The organism is Winogradskya humida (assembly GCF_016862215.1).
GTDB classification, from domain to species: Bacteria; Actinomycetota; Actinomycetes; order Mycobacteriales; family Micromonosporaceae; genus Actinoplanes; species Actinoplanes humidus.
The window spans coordinates 1-21,136 of the sequence record NZ_BOMN01000153.1 but is presented as its reverse complement, the minus strand read 5'-3'; the positions used below and the strand labels follow the sequence as shown (position 1 = coordinate 21,136).

The window sequence follows — 21,136 nt, the reverse complement described above, 5'->3', positions numbered from 1 at the left end:
CGGCCGGGTACCCTCGGCCGATGTTCTCGCCGCAAGGACCGTCTCTGCGTGAGCTGTGCGTCCAGGCGTTGTCCTCGGTCGAGCACGGCTATGACCTGCTCGCGCCGAAGTTCGACCACACGCCTTTCCGCACCCCGCAGAGCATGCTCGACGCCACCACGGAAGCGCTGTCCGGGCTCGGGCCGTTCCGCACAGGACTGGACGTGTGCTGCGGGACCGGCGCCGGGATGGGGGTGCTCGGTGCGTTGTGCCAGGACGGGACCACGGGCGTCGACTTCAGCACCGGCATGCTCGCACAGGCGCGGGCTGCACACCCGGAGGCGTCGTGGGTGCGGGCCGACGCCCGGGCTCTGCCCTTCGCCGGGGGTTTCGACCTCGCGGTCACGTTCGGAGCTCTCGGGCATTTCCTGCCCAGGGAACGGCCCGCGCTCTTCGACGGCATCTACCGCGCGCTGCGGCCCGGTGGGCTGCTCGCCTTTCCGGCCGGCTCGCCACCGCCCGTGACCTCGGTCGCGCACTGGGCCACGCTCGGGTTCGACCTCGCCCTGCGCGTCCGCAACGCCGTGTGGCGCCCGCCGTTCGTCATGTACTACCGCACCAACACGCTGCGGGAAGTCAGCACAGACCTGACGGCAACGGGCTTCACCGTCAGCACGGTCCCCCTCGGCCAGGGCTACCGGCTCGTGCTCGCCCACAAATAAAGACTCGCGCGCAAACAAAGACTCGCAACAAAGACTCGCACAACAAAGACTCGCGGGCAAACAAAGACTCGCGGGCAAACAAAGACTCGCGGGCAAACAAGGGCTCGCCCGCGAGTGACCTCATAGGTCGACCACGAGCCGGGGCCCCAGCGCACGCGAGACGCACAGCATCATGCAGCTGTTGCCGGCCTTCTCCGCGGCGGTCAGCACGTAGTCACGATGATCGACCTCGCCGGTGAGGACCCGGGTCTCGCAGCTGCCGCAGATGCCTTCCTCGCAGTCACTGAGCACGTCGATCCCGGCCTCGGTGACCACCTCGAGCGCGCTGCGACCGGAGGGCACCGCGAGCTCCACACCGGAGCGTTCCAGCCGCAGCGTGAACGCGCCCGGCTCGGCGACCGGCAGATCCGGGACCTCGAAATACTCGGCGTGCAACCGCGAACCCAGGCCCCTGGCGTCGAGGGCCTCCTGCACAGCGCCGGTCAGCGGGCCGGGGCCACACACGTAGACCAGCGCGTCCGGCAGGTCACCCAGCAGACCGTCGAGCAGCCCGGCAATGTCCGGACGGCCGGACACCGTCGTCTCGCGGACACTCGCAGCCGGGCCGAGCGCGTGGACCCGCTCCAGGAACGGCATCCGCGCCTCGGAGCGGCCGACGTAGACCATCCGCCACGGCACGCCCGTGCTCGCGAGGCGCTCCGCCATCGGCAGCAGCGGGGTGATGCCGACCCCGCCCGCGATCAGGATGACCGGGGCGCCGGTCTCCAGCTCGAAGTGGTTCTTGACACCGCGGACGGCGATCCGGTCGCCGGGGCGTACCGAGGCGTGTACCCAGGACGATCCCCCACGGCCGGTGCGCTCGTGCCGTACCGCAATCGTCAAAGATCGTGACTCGGGGTTTCCGCACAGTGAGTACTGCCGGACCGTGCCGTCGCTCACCACGAGATCGACGTGCGCACCCGGCGTCCACGCCGGCAGCTCGGCCCCGGCAGCGGCCACCAGATCAACCGTCAGAACGTCCTCGGCCTCGAGGGTCAGGCCGCGGACCAGCAACTCCTGCATTCGCGTCACGCCTTGTAGACCACGTAGACCTTGCGCAGGCGCTCGGTCACGGTCCACTGGCCCAGCCAGCCGATCGGGAAATACGCCGTGGACCCGGCGGTCACCTCGACCGGCTCGCCGCCGTCCTCGGTGACGACCATGCGCCCGGCCAGGACATGGATGATCTCGCCCCGGGCCCGGAACTCCCAGCGCGACGTGCCCGGATCGGACTCCCAGATCCCGGAGACGACCCGGCGGTCCTCCGTCGCGAAGTCGACGCGGCTGCGGACCGGGATGTCGCCGCTCAACGGCTCGGCGCTCGGCGGCCCCAGCAGTGACTCCTTGAGATCGGATGCCTCCAGCGGACGATTGACCACGGTCATTTTTTCATCCCTTCGGTCCAGTATTGGATCCCATTACTGTATGTCTGGATCCCTGAAGGCGCCATACCCGAGGCGCGGAAAGGCTGGCAAGCTGTCCGAATGGCACATCTGCTCCCCGATCAGGCCCTGCACGCCTCGTCGGTGGTCGCCAACAACGCGATGAACCGGGACCGCAACCTCACCGGCGTCAACAGCTACGAGCGGGTGCTCGGCTTCGACCCGCTCGCGTGGATCAGAGAACACGAAAGCGCCGATCCAGGATGGCTGGATCTCTGCTGCGGCAGCGGGCGGGCCCTGCTCCAAGCCGCAACCCTGCAGGTACGCGCAGAGCTGATCGGCGTCGACCTGGTGGACGCGTTCGCCGCGGGGTCCGGGCCCACCCTCATCGCCGCGCCGCTCGAGACCTGGACCCCGCACCGGGCGTTCGACCTGATCACGTGCGTCCACGGCCTGCACTACATCGGCGACAAGCTCGCCCTGCTCGGCCGGGCTGTGCGGTGGCTGACCCCGGGCGGCCGCTTCGTCGCCGACCTGGACCTCACCAGCATCCGCCTCCCCGACGGCAGCCCCGCCGGCCGCCGCCTCACCACCCAGCTCCGCGCCGCCGGCCTGGTCTACGACACCCGCCACCGCCGCATCAGCTGCACCGGCCCCCGCGACCTCGACCTGCCATACGTCTACCTCGGCGCCGACGACCGTGCGGGACCCAACTACACCGGCCAGCCCGCCGTCCACTCCTACTACCGAGCGTCGTCATGATCCCCGTGGTACGCGCGTCCAAGGCCGACGTGGCAGGCTGGCTCCTCCCCGAGCCGGACAGGACCGCGTTGATCACCGTCGGCGTGCCGCTGATCGAGGGCCTGGTCGACGGGGTTTCGTTCACCACCGAGCCGGGCGCATACCGGCTGGCGAGCGAGACGGGCGGGCTCGCCTATGGCGCAGTGGCGGAGACCGGTCACGTGATCGAGTTGCCACCGCACGGCGACGAACGCTTCATCAATTCCAGCGTCACCCTCTGGCTGCGATCACTGCACCTGGTCGGCAACCACCTGGCCACCTCCACAGCCCTCGACCACTGGGACGAGAGCGGCGAGTACGAGGACCAGGCACTCGCGGAACTGGCCGGCCTGCTCAACCAGATCAGGGTCTTCGATCCGCCCGCCTTCGGGGACGGCGACCACGAGACCCACTTCTGGCCCGCAGTGCTAGATCGCTGGCTTTACTAAGCGGCGGGCCGCCTCGAGCAGGGCGGCTCGGTGGGTGGCGAGGACGGCGGGGTCGAGGGGTTCCCGGTCGAGGATCATGCGGGAGATCTGGGGGGCGGCGAAGAACCAGCCGACCAGGCCGACCAGGATCAGGGTGAGGTTCTGCGGGGCGAGGGCCGGGTCGGCTTCCGCTCGCTGGACCGCGGCGACCTTGCCCTGGTAGTACGCGGTGCGCGCCGGTTGGTCCGGGACGTCGGCGGTGCCGTAGTGGAAGCCCTCGGCCACCATCAGGCGGATCACCCGTGGGTGCGTGACGTGGTAGTCGAACAACTCGCCGATGTACTCCACGATCCGGCCGGGGTCGAGGGTGACGGATTCGGCCAGCGCGGCCAACTCGCCCATGAGCACGGCCGCGAACAGCTTTTCCTTGCTGGTGAAGTAGCGGTAGATCAGGGACTTGTTGGCCTGCGCGCGTTCCGCGATCCGCTCGATCCGGGCCCCGCCGATCCCCGCCGCGGCGAACTCCTCGGCGGCGGCCGCGAAGATCCGGGCACGGGTGGCGTCAGCGTCGTACGGCATGCGTCAAATGTAGGCGGATCAGTAGCCGGCCTCGTCCAGGGCCTTGGTGGCGAGGTGACGGCCGAGGTCGATCATCTCGCCGGCGCGGTGGAAGTCCATCACCCGGCCGGCGGTGACCGGGACGGCGATGTGGATGTCCGGGGGCAGGCCGGCCATGCGGTAGCGGGCGATCAGGTCCTGCATGGCGTCCAGGGAGGAGGAGACGACGTCGCTGAGGCGCAGGTCGCTGGGGAGTGCGGCGTCCTCGAACGGCTCCGGTTTGCCGGTGGTGCGGCTCTGGAACGCGTGCCGTAGCCGGTCGCGCCAGATGTCGAGGCGGGCCGGGCCTGCTTCGGCTCGGATCGGCGCCGCGGACTCGTGGTCGGGGCGGCGGGCCAGGAGGGAGACGGCAATGGTCAGGTCCGCGGGGGCCGAGGCCGTCGGTTCGATGGGTACGGGGTTGAGCAGCCCGCCGTCGGCCAGCAGCCGCCCGCCGATGACGACCGGGGTGATCAGGCCGGGGATGGCGATCGACGCGCGGACCGCCGAGCGCAGCAGCCCCCGCTGGAACCAGACCTCGCGGCGGGTGTTGATGTCGGTGGCGACCGCCGTATAGGGGATCGGCAGTTGCTCGATCTCGACGTCGGTGAGGAACTCGTTGAGGTGGACGATGAGCCGGTCGGCGGTCATCGCGCCGGGCGTCGACCACTTGGGGTCGATCATCCGCAGCACGTCGCGTTGTTTGAGGCCGACCGCCCAGTCGGTGAACTCCTTGAGCCGCCCGGCGGCCATCACACCGCCGACAAGGGCTCCCATGGAGGAGCCGGCGACCGCGACGATCTCGAAGCCGCGCTCGTCCAGGCTGTCCTGCCAAAAGCGAAAAGCCTCAAGAGGGGAAGGACACCGATGTGCGCGAAGCCACGGGCGCCACCGGACCCCAGCGCCAGCGCGACCCGCCGTTGCTGGGACATGCCCCGATGATAGTGGAGCGGACGGACGGCGTCCGTCCGCTCCGGGCGTACCCATCAGATGGTTTTGACCAGCTCTTTCTCGGGTTCGGCGGCGAGTTGGCGGGTGAGCTGCTCGCCCTCGACGTCGATGTTCGGCAGGGCCTTGCCGAGCCACTTCGGCAGCCACCAGGCGGCCTTGCCGAGCAGGGACAGGACCGCCGGGACGATCGTCAGCCGGACGACGAACGCGTCGATCAGGACGCCGAACGCCAGGGCGAAACCGAGCGACTTGATGATCGTGTCGTCGGCGAGGATGAAGCCCGCGAAGACGCTGATCATGATGAGGGCGGCGGCGGTGACGACCCGGGCGCCGTACTTGACGCCGCTGATCACGGCGTCGTCCGGGGTGGCGCCGTGGACGTACTCCTCGCGGGCGCGGGTGACCAGGAAGAGCTCGTAGTCCATGGCCAGGCCGAACAGGATGCCGATCAGGAAGATCGGGATGAAGCTGACGATCGGCCCGGTGGACTCGACGCCGAGCAGGCCGGCGAGCCAGCCCCACTGGAAGACCGCGACGACCGCACCGAACGTGGCGGCGACCGAGAGCAGGAATCCCGCGGTGGCCTTGATGGGTACGAGGATCGAGCGGAACACGAGCATGAGCAGGAGGAACGCGAGCCCGACCACGACGGCTAGGTACGGCAGCAGCGCGCCGCTCACCTTCTCGGACACATCGATGTTCAGCGCCGCGGTGCCGGTGACGGCGAGCGTGGCGCCGCCGGTCGTGGCGGTGAAACCCTTCTCCTGGGACCGGATGTTGTGCACGAGGTCCTTGGTGTCCTCGCTGTTCGGGCCGCTCTTCGGGATGACGCTCAGGATCGCGGTGTCGCCGGCCTGGTTGGGCGTCGGCGCGGTGGCCAGGACCACGTCGCTCAGACCGGAGATGATCTTCTGAGCCTGGGTGCCGGCGGCGACGGCCTTACCCTCGGCGGCCTGGATCACGATGATCAGCGGGCCGTTGAAGCCGGCCCCGAAACCCTCGGAGAGCTGGTCGTACGCCTTGCGCTGAGTGGAGTCCGGAGCGGCCGTACTGTCGTCGGGCAGGGCGAGCCGCAGGTCGAGCGCCGGGATCGCGATGACGGCGATCGCGGCGACCGGGACGATCAGGGCCAGGACGCGGTTCTTGACGACCAGGCGGGCCCAGCGCTCGCCGAACGGGGTCTTCGCGGGCTGCTCGTGCTTGCCGGCGACGCCGCGCTGCGACTTGGGCAGCACCTTGATGCCGGCGAAGCCGAGCAGGGCGGGCAGCAGCGACAGGCTGACCACCACGGCGACGGCGACGGTGCCCGCCGCGGCGAAGCCCATCGCGGCGAGGAACGGGATGCCGACCACGGCGAGCGCGGCCAGGGCGATGACGACGGTCAGACCGGCGAACACGACAGCGGACCCGGCGGTGCCGACCGCGCGACCGGCGGCCTCCTCACCGTCGCGGCCCTCGGCGAGCTCGTGGCGGTAACGGGAGACGATGAACAGCGCGTAGTCGATGCCGACGGCCAGGCCCAGCATCAGCGCGAGCGCCGAGGTCGAGCTGGACAGGTCGAAGAAACCGGTCGCGATCTGGATGCCCGCCATGCCGACGCCGATCCCGATGATCGCGGTGAGCAGGGGCAGGCCGGCGGCGACGAGCGCGCCGAACGTGATCACGAGGACCACGGCGGCCACGACGACACCGAGGACCTCGGTGGCCCCGGCCTCCGTGGCGGCCAGGGTGGCGTCGCCGCCGTACTCCACCTCGATCCCCGCCGACTCCGCGGTGTTGCCGGCGGCGGTCAGGCCGTCGCGGGCCGCGTCGGTGAGGTCGGGGGCGGCGACCGTGTAGGTGACGGTCGCGTATGCGGTCCGCCCGTCCTGGGAGACGGTCTTCGACTCGTACGGGTCGGCGACGGCGGCCACCTGGGGCGCGGCCTTCAGCGCGGCGACGGCCTTCTCGATCGCCGCTTTCTGCGTGGCGCCGGTCAGCGTCGCGTCGCCGCCGACGGTGAACACGACCTTGGCGCTCGCGGTGCTGCCGCCTCCGCCCATCTTCTCGGAGATGACATCGAGCGCCTTCGAGGACTCCGTGCCCGGGATCGAGAACGCGTTGCTCGTCGGCCCGGACAGCGTCGCCGCACCCACCCCCATCAGGGCGAGCACCAGGACCCACAGCGCCAGCACCAGCTTGCGGCGCCGGAACGAGAACCGGCCGAGCCGGTACAGCAGAGTCGCCACGAGATCCCCCTAGAGAAGCAGTCACTTTCCATTCGGCTCGATCACGGTAGGACTTAAACTTGCCGGACAGCTAGTTTTTAACTAGCCATGCGGCAAGCATCACACTGGCCGCATGGCAAGCATTAAACTGTCCACCTGGCAAGCATTAAACTGGCCGCTTGACAAGTTACGGGGAGATTTCGATACGCTGTGGGCTCTCCAGGAGACGAGGAACCGTGGCGGCAGGAACCGGCCAGCGGCCCCGCGGGGCAGGGCGGCTGCAACTTCACGACGTGGCGCTGCGCCTGTTCGCGCAGAACGGCGTGGAGGGCACGTCCCTGCAGGCCATCGCCGACGAGATGGGCGTGTCCAAGGCCGCGGTCTACTACCACTACAAGACCAAGGACGAGCTGGTCCTGGGCGTGCTGGCGCCCGTGGTCGAGGCGCTCGACGCGATGGTGGGGCGGATCAAGACCCGGCGCGGCCGGCAGGCACGGCTCGACGAACTGCTCACCGGCGTCGTCAACCTGGCCGTCGACTACCACGAGCAGTTCGCCGTCATGCTCGGTGATCCCGCGGTCGGCGCACTGCTCACGACCCACGCGCTCACCCAGGGCTGGGACGAGCTGTCCCACCTCGTCGTCGACCCGTCGGACCCGTCAACCCGGATCGCGCTGTCGCTGTTCGGCGCGGGCATCGTCGGCCCGCTGCGCGACCCGGAGCTGAGCAAACTCGGCCCCGAGGTCCTGCGCGAGCACCTGACCGCCCTCGGCCGCCGCCTCCTGCAGATCCGCCGCCGCCCCACCCCATAAGCACGATCGCGGCGGCGCCTCGCCGCCGCGATCCACCGGGGCCGGAAAGCGCCTCGACCCGCCGGCGCTCAGTCCAGCTCGCGGCGCAGGCGCAGGCTGCGGATGTGGTCGTCGGTGCGGGAGAGGGTGGCCCGGACCGTGTCCATCGGCTGGAAGCCGCGCGAGCGGTAGAAGCCGATCCCGGCCCGGTCGCCGAGGAAGACCGACACCCACATCTCGGTGCCGCCGGCCGTGCGGATCTGCTCGGTGACCCGGTCCAGCAGCAGGGTGCCGAGGCCCCGGCCGCGTACCGCCGACTCGAGGTAGACCCGGGACAGTTCGCCGACGCCGGGGGCGGTCATACCGCCGCCCGCCGCGCCGAGGACCCGGCCGTCCTCCTCGACCACCTGGTAGCCGAACCAGTCCGGGGGCGCCGGCGACACGTCCTTGGCGACCCGGGGCTCCTGGTAGAACTCGGCGACGCTGCGCTCGATGTACCCCTCGGGAAGCAGGTCGCGATAGGTCTCGCGATACGCCGCGGAGCAGATCGTGGCGATATCGGCCACATCCGCGTCGACGGCTTGACGGACAACGGCGGTCATCGATGATCCTGGCACGCCGACCAGAGTAGATCGTCTTCTCCCCGATGACCCTGGATGAACGACCGGTGAGCCCGGATGAACGACCGGTGACCCTCGATGACGGGTCAGGCCAGCAGCGACCGGACCCGGTGGACGAGGTCGTGGGGGCTGAACGGCTTGATCAGATAGTCGTCCGCCCCGATGGTGTAACCCAGGCTGACGTCCTCGTGGCCGCCGAGGGCGCTGAGGATGATCACGGGGATCCGGACCGTGGCCCGCAGCTCCTGCAGCTGGTAGACGACGCCGAAGCCGGTCAGCCCGGGCATCGAGACGTCGAGGATGACGAGGTCCGGCAGGTGCTTCTCGGCGATGTCGAGGGCCGTCGAGCCGTTATCGGTGCTCAGCACGTGATAGCCGGCGGAACGCAATTTGACCTCGATCAGCTCCCGGATCCCCTCATCATCATCAGCGACCAGGACGGTGGGCGCCCCCGGCGAAGCGACCAGGAGGGAGTGCGCCGAGGGCGCTGGGGTGATCGTTGCCATGCGCAGTCCATCGGCCTGACCGTTCCGGCACTGAGCACACCCCGCGTTGCAGCACGGGAGTGATCAGCCGTGCCGGTGCGGCGCGTCCTCCAGATCCGGGGTGCCGTTGCTCAGATCCACTCCCGGCCCGGGCTCACCCGCCTCGACACCCACCCGCTCCGGCGTGACGTGCGCGGCCCGGGCCATGGCCTCGCGTACGGCCAGCACCTGCCCGTCGCTGAGGATCGCGCCGAAGTACCGCACCGTGAGCCCCGCACGTTGCACGGTGGTCTCGTAATGGTTCAGCGAATCCGACAGGACACCCTCCCTGTCCTCGGCGTCGCGGACCGCCGCCGGGGCGACCCCGGCGGCGGGGACGACCGCGAACGTGAGGTCGTGCACCAGCACCGGCTCGACCACGTAGAACCCGACGTCCGCGGGCCGGTGGTCCCGCATGAACGCCTCGGCCTCGACGACCGTGGCGCCCTCGGGCAGCACCACGGTCAGCTCAGGGACCAGGTATCCGAGCAGATCGGCGCTGAAGACCGCGAACGTGGACTCCGTCAGCGCGCCGACACCGGCACCGGTCGCCGCCGACCGCAGCTCCCGGGCGACGTGCCGCGGGTCGGCGCCGGCGACCGTGTGGACCGCGACCGCCGCCCGCCGGTGCACCAGCGGCCCGTCGAAGCTGGTCGTGGCCCGCGCGTCACCGGCGTCGTCTGCCACCTGCGCGGCCGGAGCCGGGGCCGGAGCCGGCTCCGGCGAAGCGGACCGGGCGAACCAGACGCCCGCACCGCAGAGCACCACCGCCCCCAGCACGAGAGGGACCTTCCTCATGTGCCCAGCGCATAGCTCGGGGCGTAGACCACCGGCGTCTCGGGCTCGTACTCCAGGTACGGCGGGTCCGAGGCCACCGGGTCGTTGGCGTTGAGATCGCCGACCGCGAACTGGATCATCATGTCGCTGTCCTCGTGCACCAGGTTGTGGCAGTGCGTCATGTAGCGCCCACCCGTGTTGCCGTCCCCGGTCGTGAACTGCATCAGCGCCGACACCGTCTCGTTCTCACCCAGGTAGAAGACGTCCTTGCCGCCGGACTCCCAGGCGTGCGCCTTACGGTCCGGGGTGGTGTTGCGGGCGATGATCCGGGCGTCGATGAGGTGGATGTGCAGCGGGTGGAACCAGCCGCCGGACTCGTTGACCAGATCCCAGATCTCGATGTCGTACGGCTTCGGGTTGCCCAGGATCCGCTGGAAGTTGCTCTTCTCCACATCCGCCCACGTCTCACCGTTGACCGTCCACAGGCCGCTCTTGCGCTGGACCCGCAGGGTGCGCCGGACCTTGGCCATCTCCGGCGTGAGCTTGTTGACCTCGATCGCGCCGCGGTTCGCCCACGGCTGTGGTCCGAGATCCAGCGTCTTCGGGATCACGTACGGGTCCGGAGCACCCGAATCGGCGACGACCTCGAACTGCATGACCTTGCCCGTGTTGGCGAAGTCCACATTGTTCTTGTTACTCAGGTTCTTCAGCTCGATCTTCTGACCGGCCTTGTACTTGCGGAAGTCGATGAGCACCTCGTATCGCTCGGCGACGCCGTGCCGCCAGGACGCGACGGCGTTGACCACGGGGGTCATGCCGGCGTCGGTGCCGACCACGTAAACCGGGTCGCCGGTGCTCAGCGCGAACCGGTAGGACCGGGAGATGCTGCCGACCAGCACCCGGAACCGGTAGACCCGCGGCTTGACCGTCATCTTCGGCCACGGCACGCCGTTGACCAGCACGACGTCGCCCATGAACCCGGCGTGGTCGGCGTCCTCGAACGCGACCGAGCCGTCCGCCTTGAAGGCCATGTCGCTCACGACCAGCGGGACGTCGTACTCGCCCTGCGGCAACTGGGCCCGCTCGTACCGGTCGCTCAGGTGGTACTGCGCGGCCAGCCCGGCGAAGACGTTCTGCGCGGTCGTCCCGTGGTTGTGGTCGTGGTACCAGAGGGTCCGGGCCTGCTGCCAGTTCGGATACTTGTACGTCTTGCAGCAGCCCGGAGCGGTCTGGTCGTTGGCGTACCCGTCGTACTGCGGCAGCGAAGCCGAGCCGTGCAGGTGCGTGACGGTGCTGTACTTACCACCGTGCAGCGGGCTGACCCCCAGCGTGTTGGAGATCCGCACCTCGCTGCGGGTGCCCTGGGGAACCTTGATGGTCGGCCCGGGGAAGATCCCGTTGTAGCCGGCCAGGGTCGTCAGCAGGCCGGGCACGATGGCGGCCTGGCCGACCTTCTGGGTCAGGCGGTAATGCTGGTACGGCCCGGTGTCGTCCACGCCCTGCTCGGCCGGCATCAGCACCGGCGGGCGCCGGAACAACGCCGTGTACGGCGTCGGCGTGTTCTTGGCCGCCAGCTTGCTCGACGCGGCCATGACCTCGCCGCCGGCCGCCGCGACGAGCAGTCCGCCGCCCCCGAGAGCCAGTGCACCCCTTAGCAGATTGCGGCGGCTCATATTGGTGCTTGTCATCCCACATCTCCCCGTTGATCTTCCATGCCCTGCTCAACGCAGGCAGCACCACGGAGTATTCGGGTGATCGGGCAGTATTTTCGGCGTTTTGTACTAATTGGGTAGGCGGCGACACGGAAGGGCACCGCCTACCCTTTTTACCTAGTTTGTAACCTGCACGTTAGCGGCCAATGTGCGGCCTCCGGTGCTGGTGACGAGGCTGATCGTGGTCACGCCGCCGGGCGCCGGTCCGGTGACCCGGATGCTGAACGCACCGGTCGCGTCCACGGCCACGGGAGCGCCGATCACCTTGCCGTTCAGCGTGCTGCCGAGCACCGCTTCCACCCGCTGGCCGGTGAGCAGGTTGCTGGTGCCCGAGATCCGCCACTCGTTGTTGCCCGTGCGGTAGCGCACCGCCAGCCCCGAGAGCGTCTCCGGCGACGGCCGCACGGTCACCTGAGCGGTGGCGACGCCGGCCGGGTTACGGACGGTCAGCTCCAGGACCACCGGGTCGTTGGCATAGACGAAGGCCGGGTTGGGCCCCGGTGCCGCCGGTAGAGCCTGCGCCGGATAGGTGAAGCTCGGGCGCGAGGTCATCGCACCGGTGAGCGTCACCGCAGGTCCGGACACCTGCCGCCACGCGTACGACTCCACGGCGGTCGACCGGGAACCGTCCAGCGCCACCGTGCGACCGCGGACCACGGTCTGATCCGCGCCGGCGTCCGCCTTCGGAGCGACAGCACCGGTCACGTCGATCGTCACTGTCACGGGAGTGCCGGAACCGCCCGGCCCGGTCACCTCGAGCGTGAACACGTACGTCCCCGCCGCGGCCGGTACGAACGTGGCGATGGAGGTCATCGCATTGCTCAGCGACACCGACGGACCGGCGGTCTGGGTCCACTTGTACCGGTCGATCTCACCCGTCGAACCGGTGCCGTCCAGGCGTACGGTCTGCCCGATGATCGCCGTGGAGTCCGCGGTCGCACCGGCCACCGGCGCGCCGGGCAGGAACGGGTGCCCGCTGCCGATGATGCTCGCCGTGGCCGTGCCGCCCGCCGCGGACGTGACGGTGACGGTGGCCGGCGGGGCCTCGACCCCGGTGAACGGGGAACCGCTGAGCGCGCCGAACCCGGTCGCGGTCAGCGCGGGACGGCCGGCCTTGTCGCTCGAGGTCGCCGCGACGGACAGCTCCTGCGCGTCCGCGTCGTAGCTCAGCCCGGTGATCTGCACGACGTCGACGAGCTTGCGGGTCTTGCGCGCCACCGGCCGGTCACCGGCGTTGACCACCTCGATCGACGTGCCCATCGGCACCGGCCCGGTGATCGGGAAGCGGCCGTAGTAGTGACCGCTGGAACCCCGCAGCCGGGTGTTGCGGAACCCGAGGGCCGCGTTGCCGACGACCTCGACGGCCTGCCCGGGCTCGCTGGTCGCATAGACCTCGGCCACCCCGGTGCCGTCCGGGGCGGTGCTGTAGGTCGCCTGGTCGAGGTCGACGCCGGCGTTGGTCGCGTACCGGCCCTGGACGCTGAACAGCTCGGTGAAGCCGACCTGGCCGAGCACCGCGCCGCTGGCCGGGTCGAGCTTCTCGATCCGCACGAAGTTCGTGTTGTACGGGCTCCCCACGACCTTGTGGTCCACGCCGGGGTCCCCGGCGTAACCGGCCGGCGCGGCCGGAGCGACGGCCGGGTCCCACTTCAGGAACGGCCCGATCCGCGAGTTGAGCACCTGCCCGAACGCGCCGGGCACCGCGCCGACGTCCTCGGTCATATTGATGCCCTTGGCGGTCGCGACGAGATCGTCGACGCCGTACGGGTGGGTGATGCGGTAGCGTTCCCCCGCCGGCGCGGCGAACCGGATCCGGACCCGGCCGAAGACGATCTCGTCCCCCGCGACCACCTCGTCGTTGGCGAAGGCACCCTCGACATTGAGCCCGATGGTGGCCTTCACCCCGTTGGTCAGCGTGAGCTCCGCGCCGTCGAGCTGGTAGAAGAATTCCCCGGGGAAGTTGTCGGGGTAGGACACCGGCAGGTCGGGGTTCGGGACCTCGTCGGCCAGCGCCGGGCAGAGCGGGTCGTCGAGCGAGACGCACCCTTCGAGCCGGACGTTGTTGCTGTCGCGGTACCAGGCGGGGAAGCCGTGATCGGCGATCGGCCCGACCTGGACGAGCTTGCCGGACCGGGCGGCTGCCGGCGGCACGACGACCGCCATCGCCGAACCCCCGATCGGGGCCACGACCGTCACGATCACCCCCATCACCATCGCGACCCGCGTGAATCGGTTTTTCATAGAACTCCTGACAAAGCGGACATAGGACGCTAGTCCTAACGACCGCCACGGCAAAGAGATCTATTTGCCTCAGGCGGGTAACCCGTCCAGGCGGGCGAGGACCTGGAGCATGACCTCGTCGGCGCCGGCCCCGATGGACGTAAGCCGGGTGTCGCGGAGCAACCGGGCGGTCCAGGTGTCCTCCAGGTAGCCCATGCCGCCGTGGAACTGCAGGCACCAGTCGGCGACCTCGCGAACGAGCCGGCCCGCCTTGAGCTTGGCGACCGTCGCCATCCGGGTGATGTCCTCGCCGGCCATGAGGGTCTCGCAGGTGACCAGGTTGTGACTGCGCAGCAGCTCCACTTCGGCCTGCAGCTCGGTGAGGCGGAACGCGACGTACTGCCGCTCGGCCAGGGGACGGCCGAAGACCGTGCGGTCACGGACGAAGGCACGGGTACGGTCGAGCGCGTACTGACACTGCCCGACCGCGGTGTACGCGGCGAACATGCGCTCGGTGACGAACTGGCGCATCTGCTGCTGGAATCCGCGCCCTTCGGTGCCGATCGTGTTGGCGACCGGCACCCGGACCTCGTCCAGCACGAGCTCGGCGGTGTCGGAGCAGCGGTTGCCGAGCTTCGAGAACGTACGCGCGACCGTGAAACCGGGCAGATCGGCAGGCACCACGATCTGCGACATCCCGCGGTAGCCGGTCTCGCCGGGTGAGGTGCGGGCGAGCAGGCAGAGCCAGTCGGCCTGGGCGCCGTTGGTGATGTAGACCTTGCTGCCGCTGATGACCCAGTCGTCGCCGTCGCGGACCGCCCGGGTGCGCAGCTGGGCCACATCGGAGCCGGTGCCGGGCTCGGTGACGGCGATCGCGGCGACCATCCGCCCGGCGATCGCGGGCGCGAGGTACTGCTCCTTCAGCGCGGGGCTGCCGTACTCGTGCAGGGACGGGGTCGCCATCATCGCCTGCACGCCGATCGCCATCGGGACGCCGGTCGCGTGGATGCGCCCGTACTCCTCGGCCGCCACGAGCTGGAAGCTGGGGTCGGCGCCCTCGCCGCCGTACGCCTCGTCGTATTCCAGGCCGAGCAGGCCCAGCGCGGCGGCCTTGGGGAACAGGTCGTGCAGCGGCATGCGGCCCGCGGCCTCCCAGCCGTCGACGTGCGGGTTGATCTCGGTGTCGACGAACCGGCGGACGCTGTCCCGGAACGCGCGATGGTCCTCGTTGAGCCGCATCGGCCGACCGTAGCGAAGGGTCCGGCCGAGAAACAAGCACGCTTGCTTGTTTTTTGCCGCTGTGCCAATGTCAGGTCGCATGACGACCGAGACGCTCCGGGTCGGTAACTGCTCCGGCTTCTACGGCGACCGGTTCAGCGCGATGCGCGAGATGCTCGAGGGCGGCAGGCTGGACGTGCTCACCGGCGACTACCTGGCCGAGCTGACCATGCTGATCCTGGGCCGCGACCGCGCCCGTGACCCCGCGACCGGCTATGCGAAGACGTTCCTCGACCAGCTCAAGGACTGTCTCCAGCTCGCCCTCGACCGCGGTGTCCGCATCGTCGCCAACGCGGGCGGCGTCAACCCCACCGGCTTGGCGGCGGCCGTGCGTGACCTCGGCCTCACCACCAGGATCGCTTGGGTACGCGGTGACGAGCTCGATGCCGGAAAGCACGCCTATCTCGGGGCGTTCGGGATCGCCCGCGCCCTCGAATCCGGCGCCGACATCGTGGTGACCGGTCGCGTCACCGATGCGTCGCTGACCATCGGGCCGGCGATCGCCCACTTCGGCTGGAGCCGCGCCGACCTCGACGCGCTCGCCGGGGCCACCGTGGCCGGTCACGTACTCGAATGCGGCACCCAGGCCACCGGCGGCAACTACGCGTTCTTCACCGAGCTCGCCGACCTGGGCTCACCGGGCTTCCCGATCGCCGAGCTGCGGGCCGACGGGTCCAGCGTCATCACGAAGCACCCCGGGACGGGCGGCGCAGTCACGGTCGGCACGGTCACCGCCCAGCTCGTCTACGAGATCGGCGACGCGCGCTACGCCGGGCCCGACGTCACCACCCGCCTCGACACGGTCCGGTTGCGGCAGGCGGGCCCGGACCGGGTCGAGATCTCCGGGGTACGCGGGGAGCCGCCCCCGCCGGATCTGAAAGTCGCCTGCACGGCAGTAGGCGGCTACCGCAACGAGATGACCGTCGTGCTGACGGGCCTCGACATCGACGCCAAGGCCGCGCTGTTCCGGCGGCAGTTCCCGGACAACGGCCCCGCCGAGGTCGAGTGGACCCTGGCCCGGCTCGACAACCCGGATGCCCCCACCCAGCAGCAGGCCTCCGCGCTGCTGACCGTCGTGGCCCGGCACGCCGACCCGAAAGTGGTGGGCCGCGCGTTCACGAACGCCGCCGTGGAGCTGGCGCTGGCCAGTTATCCCGGCTTCTTCAGCACCACGCCGCCGGGAGACGCCCGCCCCTACGGCGTGTTCACCGCCGAATACGTCCCGCAGTCGATCCCCGCCCACGAGGTCGTCCTCGCCGACGGAACCGTCACCCGGATCGACCCGCCGACGGTGACCCGCCCGCTGGAACCACTGCACGGACCGGCCGCCCCGCCAGTCTCCCCGCCGGCGGAGTCCTCGGCCGGGGCCGGCTCGGGACCGGTGCGCGGGACCGGCTCGGGACCGGTGCGCGGGGCCACGGTGCGGCGGGCGCTCGGCACGGTGGTGGGGGCGCGGTCGGGGGACAAGGGCGGGGACGCGAACATCGGGCTGTGGGTTCGCGACGTCACGGCGTACCCATGGCTGGCGCATTTGATCGGTGAAGAGACGGTCCGGGAGCTGTTGCCGGAGACCGCGGGGCTGCCGATCCGGATCACCCGGCTGCCGAACCTGCTGGCCGTGAACGTGGTGATCGAGGGGCTGCTCGGCGCGGGTGTCGCCTACAACGCGCGGTTCGACCCGCAGGCCAAGGGGCTCGGCGAATGGCTGCGGTCCCGGCACGTCGAGATCCCCCTGGAGGTACGGTGACCGTCCTGCGGTCCACGCTCGCGCCGGACGACGCCGCGCGGCAGTCCATGCTGGACGCGCTCGCCGGGGTCGCGGCCGAGACCGCGAAAGCCGTCGCCGGGGGCGGGGAGAAAGCCGTCGCCCGGCACCACGCGCGCGGCAAACTCACCGCCCGGGAACGCATCGAGCTGCTGCTCGACCTGGACGCGCCGTTCCTGGAGCTGGCCGCGCTCGCGGGTTACGGCTCCAGCTTCGCCGTGGGTGGCAGCGTGGTCGCCGGGATCGGGGTGGTCAGCGGCGTCGAGTGCCTGCTGATCGCGAACGACCCGACGGTCAAGGGCGGGTCGAGCAACCCGTGGTCGCTGCGCAAGACGCTGCGGATGCACGAGATCGCCCGGCAGAACCGGCTCCCGGTCATCGCACTGGTCGAGTCGGGCGGCGCGGACCTGCCGACGCAGAAGGAGGTCTTCATCCCCGGCGGCGCGGTGTTCCGGGACCTGACCCGGCTGTCCGCCGCGGGGATCCCGACGATCGCGCTGGTCTTCGGCACGTCGACGGCCGGGGGTGCGTACCTGCCCGGCATGAGCGACCACGTCGTGATGATCGAGAAGCGGTCGAAGGTCTTCCTGGCCGGGCCGCCGCTCGTCAAGGCCGCCACCGGCGAGGACTCCGACGACGAGTCGCTGGGCGGCGCCGAGATGCACGCCCGCGTGTCCGGGCTCGCCGACCACTACGCCGCCGACGAGCAGGACGCCATCCGCATCGGCCGGCAGATCGTCGCGCGGCTCAACTGGCGCAAGGCGGGCCCTCTCCCGGGCAACACGGTGCCGCCGCGGTTTCCCGCCGAGGAGCTGTTGTCGATCGTCCCGCCGGACCTGCGTACGCCGTTCGACCCGCGCGAGGTGATCGCCCGGATCGTCGACGACAGCGACTTCGACGAGGTCAAACCGCTCTACGGCGGCTCGCTCGTGACCGGCTGGGCACGGCTGCACGGCTACCCGATCGGCATCCTCGCCAACGCCCGCGGCGTCCTGTTCAGCGAGGAAGCCCAGAAGGCCACCCAGTTCATCCAGCTCGCCAACAAGTCGGACACTCCCCTGCTGTTCCTGCACAACACCACCGGCTACATGGTCGGCAAGGAGTACGAGCAGCGCGGCATCATCAAGCACGGCGCCATGATGATCAACGCGGTCTCCAACTCCACCGTCCCGCACATCTCCCTGCTGATCGGCAACTCGTACGGCGCCGGCCACTATGGCATGTGCGGCCGCGCGTACGACCCGAGATTTGTCTTCACCTGGCCCAGCGCACGCTCCTCGGTCATGGGCGCCAAACAGCTCGCCGACGTCACCTACCTGGTCTCCAAGGCATCCGCGCAGGCCCAGGGCAAACCGTTCGACGAGGACGGCGCCCAGGTCGTCCAGCACATGATCGAACAGCAGATCTCCGCGGAAGCCATGCCGCTCGTGCTGTCCGGCATGGTCTACGACGACGGCATCATCGACCCCCGCGATACCCGCGACGTCCTGGGCGTTGCCCTCTCCGCGATCCACACCGCCCCGGTCCAGGGCACCACCGCCTTCGGCGTCTTCCGGATGTGAGCCCGATGATCACCAGTGTCCTCGTAGCCAACCGCGGCGAGATCGCCCGCCGCATCTTCACCACCTGCCACCGCCGCGGCCTCGCGACGGTAGCCGTCTTCAGCGACCCCGACGCCGACAGCCCGTACGTGGGTGAGGCCGACAGCGCCGTACGCCTCCCCGGCTCCGCGCCCTCCGACACGTACCTGCGCGGTGACCTTCTTGTTGACGCCGCCCTCCGCGCCGGCGCCGACGCGATCCACCCGGGCTACGGCTTCCTGGCCGAGAACGCAGCCTTTGCCCGCTCGGTCCAGGCGGCCGGCCTGACCTGGATCGGCCCCGGCGCCGACGCGATCTCCCTGATGGGCTCCAAAATCGAGTCCAAGTCCCTGATGGCCGCCGCGGGTGTCCCCGTCCTCACCCGCCTCGACCCGGCCACCATCACCGAGGCCGACCTGCCGGTCATGGTCAAGGCCTCCGCCGGTGGTGGCGGGCGCGGCATCCGGATCGTCCTCTCCCTTTCCGATCTGTCTTCTGCCATCGACGAGGCCTCGCGTGAGGCGTCATCCGCCTTCGGGGACGCCACTGTTTTCTGCGAGCGCTACATCGCCACCGGGCACCACATCGAGGTCCAGATCATGGCCGATGCGCACGGTACGGTCTGGGCGCTCGGCGAACGCGAATGCTCCCTGCAACGCCGCCACCAGAAGGTCATCGAGGAAGCTCCTGCACCGCTCGTCGACCGGGTCGGCGGCGACCTGCGCGAGCGGTTGCACGCGGCGGGCCGGGACGCGGCTGCTGCGGTCGGTTATGTCGGCGCCGGCACAGTGGAGTTCCTGGCCGACGACGAGGGCGCATTCTGGTTCCTGGAGATGAACACCCGCCTCCAGGTCGAACACCCGGTCACCGAATGCGTCACCGGCACGGACCTGGTCGCCCTCCAGCTCGACATGGCCGAGGGCGCCCCGCTCACCGGCCCGGAACCAGCCATGACCGGCCACGCCGTCGAAGCCCGCCTCTACGCAGAGAGCCCCGCCGACGACTGGCGACCGCAGACCGGCACGGTGCACCTGTTCGACATCCCTGTTGTCGAGGGCATCAGGCTCGACTCCGGCGTCGAGAACGGCACGGTCATCGGCACCCACTACGACGGGATGCTGGCCAAAGTCATCTCCTACGCCCCGACCCGCATCGCCGCCGTCCGCCAACTCGCCGCCACCCTCCGCCGATCCCGCATCCACGGCGTCACCACCAACCGCGACCTGCTCGTCGGGAGCCTGCTGCACCCGACGTTCCTGGACGGCATTTTCGACACGAGCTTCTATGCGGCCAATCCGCCGGCTTCGCTGGTCGCCTTTCCCGGGCTCGATCTCCAGCTCGCGGCCTTGATCGCGGCGTTGTCCGACGCTGCCCACGAGCGGGGATCCCTGCTTCCCGGTGTTTCCAGCGGCTTCCGGAACATTCCCGTGGGTTACCGCACGCGGGGGTATGCGGTCGGCGACGTCTCGCTGCTGGCGGCGTACCGGATAGATCGGGGTGTTCTATCTGTGCCGGACTTATCCCGGATATCGCTCGTCTCCGCTGCTGCGGACCAAGTGGTTCTCTCGGTGGACGGCGTGCGCCGGGCCTTCCGCATCGGCCGCTTCGACGACCATGTGGTGATCGACAGCCCCGCCGGCTCCCGCTCGCTGCGCCGCCTCCCCCGCTTCACCGACCCGTCCACCCAACTCCCGCCCGGCGCCCTGACCGCCCCCATGCCCGGCACGGTCGTCCGCATCGACGTGGCGGTGGGCGAAACCGTCGCGGCCGGCCAACCGTTGGTCCGCCTGGAGGCGATGAAAATGGAACACGCGGTACACGCCCCTCGCGCCGGCGTGGTGGCTGAACTCCCCGTGCAGGTCGGCCAGCAGGTCAGCCAGGGCACACCGCTAGCAGTGGTGAGCCATGACCTCCCCACCTAAACAGGACCGCTCCCGCGCCACCCGCCAACGCCTCCTCGAAACAACCATCCACTGCCTGGCCACAGACGGCTGGGAAGCCTCCACGGTCGCCTTCATCGCCGCCCGCTCAGGCATCAGCCGAGGCGCAGTCCAACACCACTTCCCCACCCGCGAGACCCTCATCGTGGCAGCCCTGGAACACATGTTCACCTCGCGAGCCGCCCTGCTCGACAACCTCCCCGAACCCACCGGCACCGGCCCCGAACGCGTCCACGCCGTAGTGACCGGCCTGGTAGACGCCATCGGCGGCGAACTCTTCCAAGCAGCCCTCCAGGTCTGGACAGCAGCCGCCGCCGACCCCGACCTCCGCGCCGTCGTGGTCCCCCTGGAACGCCACTTCGCCCGAGGCGTCCACACCCGAGCCGTCCGCCTCCTGGGCGTGGATGACACGGACCCCGCGGTCCGCGCCCTGATCCAAGCCACCCTCGACCTCGCCCGAGGCCTAGCCCTGGCCAACATCCTCACCGACGACACCCGCCGCCGCTCCCACGTCATCCAGGCCTGGTCCACCCAGCTAGCCGCCGCCCTTTCCTGACGGCCCATGAGGCCCGCAAACTCAAGCAAGTCGCCCACCCTCGCTGCGCCTTGCCGCCCCAATCTGCGCCCGTTGCCCATGTAATGACCTGTGCCGACTTGTGACGACCTGTGACGACCTGTGACGACCTGTGACGACCTGTGACGCCGACCGTGTCAGCCTTGATGGGCACACCCACAAGACCAAATGCGCCCGTCGCAAATCTGCTGTCTCACCCGACGCCAACCACGCGGCTTGGTGCTGCGACCTGGCACCGTCCGGATCTGCCGATGACAGCAAGACGGCCGA

Annotated in this window: 19 protein-coding genes; 8 read left to right on the top strand and 11 right to left on the bottom strand. The window is 69.9% G+C overall.

All coding sequences use genetic code 11. The features are described 5' to 3' along the window. The first annotated feature begins 20 nt into the window (after positions 1-20). Entirely contained in the window at positions 21-701 is a 681-nt protein-coding gene (locus Ahu01nite_RS49235; RefSeq protein ID WP_203843703.1) for a class I SAM-dependent methyltransferase, read from the top strand. A 120-nt stretch (positions 702-821) separates the two neighbouring features. Here Ahu01nite_RS49235 and Ahu01nite_RS49230 read toward each other — a convergent pair whose 3' ends face one another. Both Ahu01nite_RS49230 and Ahu01nite_RS49225 read right to left on the bottom strand, forming a co-directional pair. Beyond that, positions 822-1,763, bottom strand: a complete 942-nt coding sequence (locus Ahu01nite_RS49230; RefSeq protein ID WP_239159784.1) for a PDR/VanB family oxidoreductase — start codon at positions 1,761-1,763, stop codon at positions 822-824. 5 nt (positions 1,764-1,768) lie between these two features. Beyond that, positions 1,769-2,125 carry a cupin domain-containing protein gene (locus Ahu01nite_RS49225; protein ID WP_203843701.1) on the bottom strand — a complete coding sequence of 119 codons (357 nt, stop codon included), beginning with the start codon at positions 2,123-2,125 and terminating at the stop codon, positions 1,769-1,771. A 99-nt stretch (positions 2,126-2,224) separates the two neighbouring features. Between Ahu01nite_RS49225 and Ahu01nite_RS49220 the strand changes: the two genes are divergently transcribed. Further along, positions 2,225-2,884, top strand: a complete 660-nt coding sequence (locus Ahu01nite_RS49220; protein ID WP_203843700.1) for a class I SAM-dependent methyltransferase — start codon at positions 2,225-2,227, stop codon at positions 2,882-2,884. After that, on the top strand, positions 2,881-3,351 hold the full coding sequence (locus Ahu01nite_RS49215) for an SUKH-4 family immunity protein (RefSeq protein ID WP_203843699.1): 471 nt from the start codon (positions 2,881-2,883) through the stop codon (positions 3,349-3,351). The genes Ahu01nite_RS49220 and Ahu01nite_RS49215 overlap by 4 nt, the downstream gene beginning before the upstream one ends. Here the strand turns inward: Ahu01nite_RS49215 and Ahu01nite_RS49210 are convergent. From Ahu01nite_RS49210 to Ahu01nite_RS49200, 3 genes are all read right to left on the bottom strand, one after another. Beyond that, complete coding sequence (locus Ahu01nite_RS49210) at positions 3,331-3,909, bottom strand: TetR/AcrR family transcriptional regulator (protein ID WP_203843698.1); 579 nt, start codon at positions 3,907-3,909, stop codon at positions 3,331-3,333. The two genes, Ahu01nite_RS49215 and Ahu01nite_RS49210, sit on opposite strands and share 21 nt — an antisense overlap. Positions 3,910-3,927: 18 nt before the next feature. After that, the gene (locus Ahu01nite_RS49205) at positions 3,928-4,704 is read right to left on the bottom strand and encodes a patatin-like phospholipase family protein (protein WP_239159782.1); all 777 of its coding nucleotides are present in this window, start codon (positions 4,702-4,704) and stop codon (positions 3,928-3,930) included. Between the two features lie 209 nt (positions 4,705-4,913). Further along, positions 4,914-7,106 (bottom strand): MMPL family transporter, encoded by a 2,193-nt coding sequence (locus Ahu01nite_RS49200; RefSeq protein WP_203843696.1) that lies wholly within the window; start codon positions 7,104-7,106, stop codon positions 4,914-4,916. A gap of 215 nt (positions 7,107-7,321) precedes the next feature. Between Ahu01nite_RS49200 and Ahu01nite_RS49195 the strand changes: the two genes are divergently transcribed. Then, positions 7,322-7,897 carry a TetR/AcrR family transcriptional regulator gene (locus Ahu01nite_RS49195; RefSeq protein ID WP_203843695.1) on the top strand — a complete coding sequence of 192 codons (576 nt, stop codon included), beginning with the start codon at positions 7,322-7,324 and terminating at the stop codon, positions 7,895-7,897. A gap of 68 nt (positions 7,898-7,965) precedes the next feature. On the opposite strand, the gene Ahu01nite_RS49190 is transcribed toward Ahu01nite_RS49195, so the two are convergent. The 6 genes from Ahu01nite_RS49190 to Ahu01nite_RS49165 all read right to left on the bottom strand — a co-directional run bounded on the left by Ahu01nite_RS49190 (position 7,966) and on the right by Ahu01nite_RS49165 (position 14,968). Then, entirely contained in the window at positions 7,966-8,478 is a 513-nt protein-coding gene (locus Ahu01nite_RS49190) for a GNAT family N-acetyltransferase (RefSeq protein ID WP_203843694.1), read from the bottom strand. 104 nt (positions 8,479-8,582) lie between these two features. Further along, positions 8,583-9,002 carry a response regulator transcription factor gene (locus tag Ahu01nite_RS49185; RefSeq protein ID WP_203843693.1) on the bottom strand — a complete coding sequence of 140 codons (420 nt, stop codon included), beginning with the start codon at positions 9,000-9,002 and terminating at the stop codon, positions 8,583-8,585. Positions 9,003-9,065: 63 nt separating this feature from the next. Beyond that, positions 9,066-9,818: a hypothetical protein gene (locus Ahu01nite_RS49180; protein ID WP_203843692.1), complete on the bottom strand. Its 753-nt coding sequence runs from the start codon at positions 9,816-9,818 to the stop codon at positions 9,066-9,068. After that, positions 9,815-11,485 carry a multicopper oxidase family protein gene (locus Ahu01nite_RS49175; protein ID WP_203843691.1) on the bottom strand — a complete coding sequence of 557 codons (1,671 nt, stop codon included), beginning with the start codon at positions 11,483-11,485 and terminating at the stop codon, positions 9,815-9,817. The genes Ahu01nite_RS49180 and Ahu01nite_RS49175 overlap by 4 nt, the downstream gene beginning before the upstream one ends. 141 nt (positions 11,486-11,626) lie before the next feature. After that, positions 11,627-13,750, bottom strand: coding sequence for a PKD domain-containing protein (locus tag Ahu01nite_RS49170; protein ID WP_203843690.1), 2,124 nt, complete (start codon positions 13,748-13,750; stop codon positions 11,627-11,629). Between the two features lie 69 nt (positions 13,751-13,819). Continuing rightward, positions 13,820-14,968 (bottom strand): acyl-CoA dehydrogenase family protein, encoded by a 1,149-nt coding sequence (locus tag Ahu01nite_RS49165; protein WP_203843689.1) that lies wholly within the window; start codon positions 14,966-14,968, stop codon positions 13,820-13,822. A gap of 79 nt (positions 14,969-15,047) precedes the next feature. Between Ahu01nite_RS49165 and Ahu01nite_RS49160 the strand changes: the two genes are divergently transcribed. Genes Ahu01nite_RS49160 through Ahu01nite_RS49145 form a run of 4 tightly spaced genes read left to right on the top strand, consistent with a single transcriptional unit; the run spans position 15,048 to position 20,848 of the window. Continuing rightward, positions 15,048-16,754 carry an acyclic terpene utilization AtuA family protein gene (locus Ahu01nite_RS49160; protein ID WP_203843688.1) on the top strand — a complete coding sequence of 569 codons (1,707 nt, stop codon included), beginning with the start codon at positions 15,048-15,050 and terminating at the stop codon, positions 16,752-16,754. Positions 16,755-16,801: 47 nt separating this feature from the next. Then, positions 16,802-18,334: an acyl-CoA carboxylase subunit beta gene (locus Ahu01nite_RS49155; protein WP_239159783.1), complete on the top strand. Its 1,533-nt coding sequence runs from the start codon at positions 16,802-16,804 to the stop codon at positions 18,332-18,334. 5 nt (positions 18,335-18,339) lie between these two features. Continuing rightward, positions 18,340-20,274, top strand: coding sequence for an acetyl/propionyl/methylcrotonyl-CoA carboxylase subunit alpha (locus Ahu01nite_RS49150; RefSeq protein ID WP_203843686.1), 1,935 nt, complete (start codon positions 18,340-18,342; stop codon positions 20,272-20,274). Beyond that, on the top strand, positions 20,258-20,848 hold the full coding sequence (locus Ahu01nite_RS49145) for a TetR/AcrR family transcriptional regulator (protein WP_203843685.1): 591 nt from the start codon (positions 20,258-20,260) through the stop codon (positions 20,846-20,848). Before Ahu01nite_RS49150 ends, Ahu01nite_RS49145 begins: the two co-directional genes overlap by 17 nt. Positions 20,849-21,136 lie beyond the last annotated feature (288 nt).

Bases quoted from the DNA above. Each gene is read 5' to 3' on its own strand.
- Ahu01nite_RS49235 (WP_203843703.1), top strand. From the start codon at position 21: ATGTTCTCGCCGCAAGGACCGTCTCTGCGTGAGCTGTGCGTCCAGGCG.
- Ahu01nite_RS49230 (WP_239159784.1), bottom strand. From the start codon at position 1,763: ATGCAGGAGTTGCTGGTCCGCGGCCTGACCCTCGAGGCCGAGGACGTT.
- Ahu01nite_RS49225 (WP_203843701.1), bottom strand. From the start codon at position 2,125: ATGACCGTGGTCAATCGTCCGCTGGAGGCATCCGATCTCAAGGAGTCA.
- Ahu01nite_RS49220 (WP_203843700.1), top strand. From the start codon at position 2,225: ATGGCACATCTGCTCCCCGATCAGGCCCTGCACGCCTCGTCGGTGGTC.
- Ahu01nite_RS49215 (WP_203843699.1), top strand. From the start codon at position 2,881: ATGATCCCCGTGGTACGCGCGTCCAAGGCCGACGTGGCAGGCTGGCTC.
- Ahu01nite_RS49210 (WP_203843698.1), bottom strand. From the start codon at position 3,909: ATGCCGTACGACGCTGACGCCACCCGTGCCCGGATCTTCGCGGCCGCC.
- Ahu01nite_RS49205 (WP_239159782.1), bottom strand. From the start codon at position 4,704: ATGGGAGCCCTTGTCGGCGGTGTGATGGCCGCCGGGCGGCTCAAGGAG.
- Ahu01nite_RS49190 (WP_203843694.1), bottom strand. From the start codon at position 8,478: ATGACCGCCGTTGTCCGTCAAGCCGTCGACGCGGATGTGGCCGATATC.
- Ahu01nite_RS49185 (WP_203843693.1), bottom strand. From the start codon at position 9,002: ATGGCAACGATCACCCCAGCGCCCTCGGCGCACTCCCTCCTGGTCGCT.
- Ahu01nite_RS49180 (WP_203843692.1), bottom strand. From the start codon at position 9,818: ATGAGGAAGGTCCCTCTCGTGCTGGGGGCGGTGGTGCTCTGCGGTGCG.
- Ahu01nite_RS49175 (WP_203843691.1), bottom strand. From the start codon at position 11,485: ATGACAAGCACCAATATGAGCCGCCGCAATCTGCTAAGGGGTGCACTG.
- Ahu01nite_RS49170 (WP_203843690.1), bottom strand. From the start codon at position 13,750: ATGAAAAACCGATTCACGCGGGTCGCGATGGTGATGGGGGTGATCGTG.
- Ahu01nite_RS49165 (WP_203843689.1), bottom strand. From the start codon at position 14,968: ATGCGGCTCAACGAGGACCATCGCGCGTTCCGGGACAGCGTCCGCCGG.
- Ahu01nite_RS49160 (WP_203843688.1), top strand. From the start codon at position 15,048: ATGACGACCGAGACGCTCCGGGTCGGTAACTGCTCCGGCTTCTACGGC.
- Ahu01nite_RS49155 (WP_239159783.1), top strand. From the start codon at position 16,802: ATGCTGGACGCGCTCGCCGGGGTCGCGGCCGAGACCGCGAAAGCCGTC.
- Ahu01nite_RS49150 (WP_203843686.1), top strand. From the start codon at position 18,340: ATGATCACCAGTGTCCTCGTAGCCAACCGCGGCGAGATCGCCCGCCGC.
- Ahu01nite_RS49145 (WP_203843685.1), top strand. From the start codon at position 20,258: ATGACCTCCCCACCTAAACAGGACCGCTCCCGCGCCACCCGCCAACGC.